Source organism: Paraburkholderia saeva, assembly GCF_907164555.1.
In the GTDB taxonomy this organism is placed as follows: Bacteria; Pseudomonadota; Gammaproteobacteria; order Burkholderiales; family Burkholderiaceae; genus Paraburkholderia; species Paraburkholderia saeva.
Genome location: NZ_CAJQZC010000018.1, coordinates 42,390 through 48,868, shown reverse-complemented (window position 1 = coordinate 48,868; position 6,479 = coordinate 42,390). Strand labels below are relative to the sequence as shown.

At 63.3% G+C, this 6,479-nt stretch carries 5 protein-coding genes; 3 read left to right on the top strand and 2 right to left on the bottom strand.

Annotated features, from left to right (window positions below; genetic code table 11):
• Window positions 1-296: 296 nt before the first annotated feature.
• On the bottom strand, window positions 297-1,211 hold the full coding sequence (locus LPA36_RS28710) for a glutaminase (RefSeq protein ID WP_228883894.1): 915 nt from the start codon (window positions 1,209-1,211) through the stop codon (window positions 297-299).
• Window positions 1,212-1,368: 157 nt separating this feature from the next.
• On the opposite strand from LPA36_RS28710, the gene LPA36_RS28705 reads away from it, so the two are divergent.
• On the top strand, window positions 1,369-2,121 hold the full coding sequence (locus tag LPA36_RS28705; protein WP_228883893.1) for an AraC family transcriptional regulator: 753 nt from the start codon (window positions 1,369-1,371) through the stop codon (window positions 2,119-2,121).
• 48 nt (window positions 2,122-2,169) lie between these two features.
• On the opposite strand, the gene LPA36_RS28700 is transcribed toward LPA36_RS28705, so the two are convergent.
• Window positions 2,170-3,786 (bottom strand): DHA2 family efflux MFS transporter permease subunit, encoded by a 1,617-nt coding sequence (locus LPA36_RS28700; RefSeq protein ID WP_407674357.1) that lies wholly within the window; start codon window positions 3,784-3,786, stop codon window positions 2,170-2,172.
• Window positions 3,787-4,260: 474 nt separating this feature from the next.
• Between LPA36_RS28700 and mreB the strand changes: the two genes are divergently transcribed.
• The gene (gene mreB / locus LPA36_RS28695; RefSeq protein ID WP_228883892.1) at window positions 4,261-5,307 is read left to right on the top strand and encodes a rod shape-determining protein; all 1,047 of its coding nucleotides are present in this window, start codon (window positions 4,261-4,263) and stop codon (window positions 5,305-5,307) included.
• 115 nt (window positions 5,308-5,422) lie between these two features.
• The gene (locus tag LPA36_RS28690; RefSeq protein ID WP_228883897.1) at window positions 5,423-6,214 is read left to right on the top strand and encodes an alpha/beta fold hydrolase; all 792 of its coding nucleotides are present in this window, start codon (window positions 5,423-5,425) and stop codon (window positions 6,212-6,214) included.
• Window positions 6,215-6,479: the final 265 nt, after the last annotated feature.

The window sequence follows — 6,479 nt, the reverse complement described above, 5'->3', positions numbered from 1 at the left end:
ACAATCACGAGCGGCCGAACACGGCCATTGGTGGCGTACCGCCGAAACAGAAGTTGCCCATCGCGGCATGACCTCTACTTCTGAGCCCCGTTAAAAACGGGGGGACTACCCTGCAAACTTTGCCCCTTTCCCGTGCTTGGGACTTTAATAGCGACAGCGGCCTTCTGATCGTTTTTTTCCGCAGACTTTAGTGTTCCATAACGGTGAACGGCGCGACGGCGGCGCGCAGGCGCAATGACGATACGGGGAAGGAGAGGAGAGAAATCCGCCGCGGCCAGAGCGGGCGCGGCGTTGAATCAGAAGATCGACTGTTCGGTGAACGTCGTGAGCCATTCCAGCGCGAGGGTGCCGGCGAGCGAATTGCCGTTCGCGTCGAGCCCCGGCGACCAGACACACACCGCCATTTCGCCCGGCAGCACTGCGACGATACCGCCACCCACGCCGCTTTTGGCCGGCAGTCCGACGCGGTAGACAAAATCGCCTGCGGCATCATAGGTGCCGCAGGTCAGCATCAACGCGGAGAGCCGTTTGGCGGAACTGGCATCGACGACATGTTCGCCGGTCGAAGGCACCGTGCCCTGGTTGGCGAGAAAGAGGGCGGCGCGCGCCAGTTCGACGCAGCTCATCGAAATGGCGCACTGGCGCGTGTACGCCTCGACCACAAGCTCCGGCGGCATGTCCAGATTGCCGAAGCTCGCGATGAAGTGCGCCATCGCGCGGTTGCGATGCGCGTGCTGCAGTTCCGACTGCGCGACGGCCGCGTCGTAACCGATAGAGCATTCGCCCGAAAGACGCCGGATGAACTCCACGAGCGCCGTCTCCGCCTTCACGAAGCGGCGGCACAAAACATCGGTAACGACCAGCGCCCCGGCATTGATGAACGGATTGCGCGGTTTGCCCTGCTCGGCCTCCAGCTGTACGAGCGAGTTGAATGCCGTGCCCGACGGCTCGCGGCCGACGCGCTGCCAGAGGTCGTCGCCAAGGAGCTGGAACGCGAGCGTGCAGGCAAAGAGCTTCGAAATACTCTGGATCGAAAAGCGTGTGTCGGCTTCGCCGGTGCGAAACACTTCGCCCGTCGTGCGGACGATCGCCATGCCGAAGCGTCCGGCGGAAATATTCGCCAGTTCGGGAATGTAACTGGCGACCCGCCCTTTTCCGAGCCAGGGCTTGAGATCACGGTGAATCTGGTCGAGGATGACGGAATAGTTCATGAATGAGCGCGGTTGAATGTCGCGATTCTAGCGGCAACCCGCGGAGGGTGGCGCGCTGACGGCACAGTGGTGGCACGTTGGCGAAGAATCTGCGCGCCGCCGCTTTGCATGCTAGATTTGCTCCGTTTTATCGGTCAACAGGGCAAAACGGACAGCCATGAACGACGTGATCGAAGCGGAACCGGCTGGCGGCGCTGTCTTCGTGATGGCGGAGCGGTGTCTGGCCGGCGAAGGCATCTGGCACACGGATGCGCGCGCCCGGCTCGTCGGAGCGCGCGATCGCGTTCTCACCGTCCGTACGGAAGCCGGCATGTGGGTCGCGCCGCCAAAATGCGCGGTGTGGGTGCCGGCCGGCGTGCTGCACCGCGTGTCCTGCGGGAACGATGCCGCGGTGCGCACGCTGTATATCGATGGCGCCGCGGCGCCGGTGCCTGAGCAGTGCTGCGTGGTGAGCGTCGATCCGCTGACCGACGCGTTGCTGACCGCGGCATGCGAGTTCGGCGCCGACTATCCGCCCGAAGGGCCGCAGGCGCGCATCGTGGGCGTCATTCTCGACCAGCTGCCGCGGCTCGCGCCCGTGCCGCTCGCGCTGAACTGGCCGAAAGATCTGCGGGCCCAGCATATCGCCAACCTCCTGCTCGCCAATCCCGCCCGACCCGACGTCCTCGACGATCTCGCCGAAGACGCCAGTATCACTGCGCGCACGGCGGCGCGTCTCTTTTCGAGAGAGACCGGACAGACGTTTGGCCAGTGGCGTCAGCAGTTGCGCCTGCTCTGCGCGCTCGCCCGTCTCGGCCACGGCGCGAGCGTCACGCAGGTGGCGCTGGAGGTGGGGTACAACGACGTGTCGTCGTTTATTGCGGTGTTCCGGCAGGCGCTCGGCGAAACACCCGCCCGGTATTTCCGCTGACGGGCTCCGTCCAATACGGACCCGTGAACCGCGCGGGTATTGACCGCTTCAATGCGCGCCCGCCGCGCCGCCTCCACCGCCGCCTTTGGCTGGTCGCGTAATCCAGATCAGCGGAATGATCAGAATGAAAATGACCGCCGAGACAAAGAAGATGTCGTTCAGCCCCATCATCGCCGCCTGGGTATTCAGCTGAAAATCGAACAGCGCATGCGCCGACTGCGTATTCAGATGTAGCAGCGACTGCGTCGAGTCGATTTGCTGGTTGAAAAGCGGATTATTGATGCTGGCGCGCTCGGTCAGCCGTTCGTGATGAAGCACAGTGCGGTTATTCCACGCGTTGCCCGCAATCGATGTCCCCACCGCGCCGCAAAACACCCGCGCGAAATTCGACAGTCCCGCTGCGGCCGGTATTTTCTGTGGCGGCTGCCCGGACAGGATGATCGCCGTGAGCGGCACGAAGAACATCGCCATCGGAATCCCCTGTAGCAACGTCGGCAGCACGAGATGCCAGGTGTCGATCTCGATGACATACTTCGAGCGCATATAAAAGACGATTGCGAAGCCGACAAAAGCGAGCGTCGCGATAATGCGCGCGTCCGAGCGTGGCAACACACGCCCCATCACGGGCGCGAGAATCACCGCGAAAATGCCGAGCGGCGCCGTCACGAGGCCCGCATCGACGGAGCGGTAGTTCAGATACTCCTGCATCCATTGCGGCAGCAGCACAAGATTGCCGAAGAACACGGCGTACGCGACCGAAATCGCAATCGTCCCGCCGAGGAAATTGCGCTGCGTGAAAAGCCGCAGGTCCACGATCGGGTTTTCCTCGGTTAATTCCCACACGAGAAAGAACGCGAAACTGACCACCGCGGTAATGCCAAGCACGACGATCACCGGCGACGAAAACCAGTCGAGGTCCTTGCCCTTGTCGAGCATGATCTGGAGCGACGCGACCCAGGTGATCAGCAGCCCAAGACCGACGACGTCGATCGGCAGCTTGCGGGTGGGACTTTCGCGATTGCGGTAGATCATCCACGTCACGCCCGCCGCGAAAATGCCGACCGGGATATTGATGTAGAAAATCCACGCCCATGAATAGCTGTCGGTAATCCAGCCGCCGAGCGCCGGGCCGGCAATCGGGCCGACGGTCGCCGTCATCGCCCAGAGCGCGAGTGCCGTCGACGATTTCTCCTTCGGCCACGAACTCAACAGGATCGCCTGCGAGAGCGGAATCAGCGGCCCGGCAACCGCCCCCTGCAGCACGCGGGCACAGAGCAGGATGGGCAGCGTCGGCGCGATGCCGCATAGCCACGACGACAGTACGAACATCAGGATCGCGCCCACGAACAGTTTGATCTGCCCGAGACGCTGCGTGAGCCAGCCGGTCAGCGGAATCGAGACGGCATTGGCCGCGGCAAACACGGTAATCACCCATGTGCCTTCATCGACGGATACGCCGAGGTTGCCCGAGATCGTCGGAATCGCGACGTTCGCGATGGACGAATCGAGCACGTTCATGAACGTCGCCAGTGCGACGGCAATCGTCGCGAGTACCAGCTGGCCGCCGTGAAGGGGCGGGGGCGCGGCGGGTCGGGCAGGTTGGGCCGGCCCGGCGGGCGTGTCTGGCGAAGCGGATGAACCAGGCGGAACGGGAGGCTGACTCAAGCGATTCTCCAGTGAAGGCTTCCATGCAGCACATGGAGCAGCAACAGAAAAAGGGCTTGAAAAGGATACCTGCAATCAGCCGTGAGTGTGGGGCACGCGTGCGCCGGCGTGTTCACAACCGTGTGCATATTTCAGTTTGAAAGGGATTTCCGCGTATTCCGGCGGTTATATCGCGTGCCGCAGTCCGATATCGCTCGATATCGCACGCAAAAACATTATGGGCGGGGAAAAAATACTCGACCAGCAAGCGCTTAAAAGCATTATCCCCAACCGGTAATAATTTAATTCGAAGTGTAAATTTGTGTAAAATCGCGCGCCCCCTCAAGTTTTTTGAGCGGGGTACCGTTAATGGGTTAATAGCCCGAAAAAGCACCTGACGCACGATCGCGGCCCGCCTCTTGAGGCCGATGGAATGCCGACGGACATCTGGCCGCTCCGGCAGCGGACGGCCGCTTACACCAGTAGAGCCTGCCCATGGCCACAGCGATGCCGCATCAATCATTCTTCAAACGGTTCTTCAGCCCGGACGTGGCAGTGGACCTCGGCACGGCCAATACGCTCATTTATACCCACGACAATGGCGTGGTGCTCAACCAGCCTTCCGTGGTGTGCTTCCAGAAGAACGCGTCGGCAGGGCAGGAGCGCGTGGCGGCAGTGGGCAAGGAAGCCAAGCAGCTACTCGGGCGGGTGCCCGGCAATCTCGAAGCGGTACGTCCGATGCGTCACGGCGTGATCGCGAATTTCGCTGCGGCCGAACACATGATCCGCCAGTTCGTCGACATGTCGAGCACGGTGCCGCGTTTTGGACGCCGCGCGTCGTTCACGATCTGCGTGCCGGCGGGCGCCACCCAGGTCGAGCGTCGCGCGATCCGCGAAGCCGCGACGGCAGCGGGCGCGTGGAAAGTGAACCTGATCGGCGAATCGCTTGCCTCGGCGGTGGGCGCGGGGTTGCCGGTTTCGGAAGCGACCGGTTCGATGGTCGTCGATATCGGGGGCGGCACGACGGAAGTGGGCGTGATCGCGCTCGGCGGCATGGCATATAGCGGCTCGATCCGCGTTGGCGGCGACCAGTTCGACCTCGCGATCGTCAATTACGTGCGTAATGTCTACGGCGTCGTGATCGGCGACCAGACCGCGGAACACGTGAAAAAGACCATCGGCACCGCGATCCGCGACGTGCCGACCGAGCGTATCAACGCAACCGGCCGCAGCCTCGACGATGGCCTGCCGCGTACTGTCCAGCTCACCAATCAGGACATCGCGGATGCGATCGTCTCGCCGCTCGCGCAGGTGATCGGCGCGGTGAAAACGGCGCTCGAATGCGCGCCGCCGGAGCTCGTGACGGACATCGCGCACAGCGGCATCGTGCTGACGGGCGGCGGGTCGCTGCTCGCGAATCTGGACCGCTGGCTCGCGAGCCAGCTGGGGCTCGATGTGCGCGTCGCCGACGAGCCGCTGACCTGTGCCGTGCGCGGCGCGGGCGCGGCGTCTACACTGCTGCATTCGCACGCTTTCGATTGAGCGCGCGCGGCGCGCCTCCCGGCGGCGCGCGCGCCGCTTCGGTTTCCCATCTGTGAACTCTCCCGATCCTGCTTCGTCTTCGCCGTCGTTCATTGCGTTGAGCAACGGCTTGCACATGCCTTACGAAGCGCGCGGCGAGGGCGAATTGCTGCTGTTCGTGCACGGCTCGCTGTGCGATTACCGCTACTGGCAACCGCAGGTGAGCGGGCTGTCGGATCGCTACCAGTGCGTCGCGGTCAGCCTCACGCATTACTGGCCCGCCGCGCAAACACCTGCCGGCACGCCGTTCAGCTGGAGCCAGCACGCCGACGAAGTCGCGGAATTCATCGACCGTTTTGGTGCAGGGCCCGCGCACGTCGTGGGCCATTCACGCGGTGGCTGCGTGACTTTTCATTGCGCGCGGAGGCATCCGCAACATATTCGCACCCTGATGCTCGCCGATCCAGGCGGGCCGTTGCAGATCGCCGGACGACCGCCCGCGACACTGCCCGAACCCGTCAACGCGCTGCGCGCCCGTGCGGCGCAACTGATCGAAACGGGTGACGTGGAAGCCGGATTGCAGCTCTTCGTCGATTCGGTGAGCCGTCCTGGTTTCTGGGCGAAAAGCACCGCTGGCTTTCGCCGCATGGCGACTGACAACGCGCATACGCTCGCGCGGCAGTTCCAGGATCCGCTTCCGGCCTACACCCCCGACGATGCCGCCGAAGTGCGCTGTCCGGTGTTGCTGGTCGACGGCGAGAAAAGCCCGCTCATGTTCCATCGCACGGTGGACGCGCTCGCGTCATGGCTACCCGATGCGCGGCGCGAAACGGTGATGGGCGCGTCGCACGGCATGAACCTGGCGCATCCCGCGGCGTTCAACCGATATATCGACGGAATGATTCGCGAGACCGGCAGCACCCGCTGAATCGCGGCGTTTTCGCCCGGTTTTTTGCCGATTCTTCTGATTCGAACCGATGATTTATCGCTATCGATGGCGCGAGCCGTTCGCGTATCCAGAAGGCGCTTACTGCAACCCGACGGGCACCACGCACGCGTAGTCGCCTGCGGCTGCTGCGTGAGCGGCGATCAGCGCGCGCGTCGTCATCCGCTGCCGGCGGTGCAATCCTGACGTATCGCAGGCGTCCTCTATTCGTGCGATTCATCAAGACCTTCTACAATCGGTACGACGC

Excerpts from the sequence above, each read along its gene's own strand:
- LPA36_RS28710 (WP_228883894.1), bottom strand. The coding sequence starts at position 1,211 with ATGAACTATTCCGTCATCCTCGACCAGATTCACCGTGATCTCAAGCCC.
- LPA36_RS28705 (WP_228883893.1), top strand. The coding sequence starts at position 1,369 with ATGAACGACGTGATCGAAGCGGAACCGGCTGGCGGCGCTGTCTTCGTG.
- mreB (WP_228883892.1), top strand. The coding sequence starts at position 4,261 with ATGGCCACAGCGATGCCGCATCAATCATTCTTCAAACGGTTCTTCAGC.
- LPA36_RS28690 (WP_228883897.1), top strand. The coding sequence starts at position 5,423 with ATGCCTTACGAAGCGCGCGGCGAGGGCGAATTGCTGCTGTTCGTGCAC.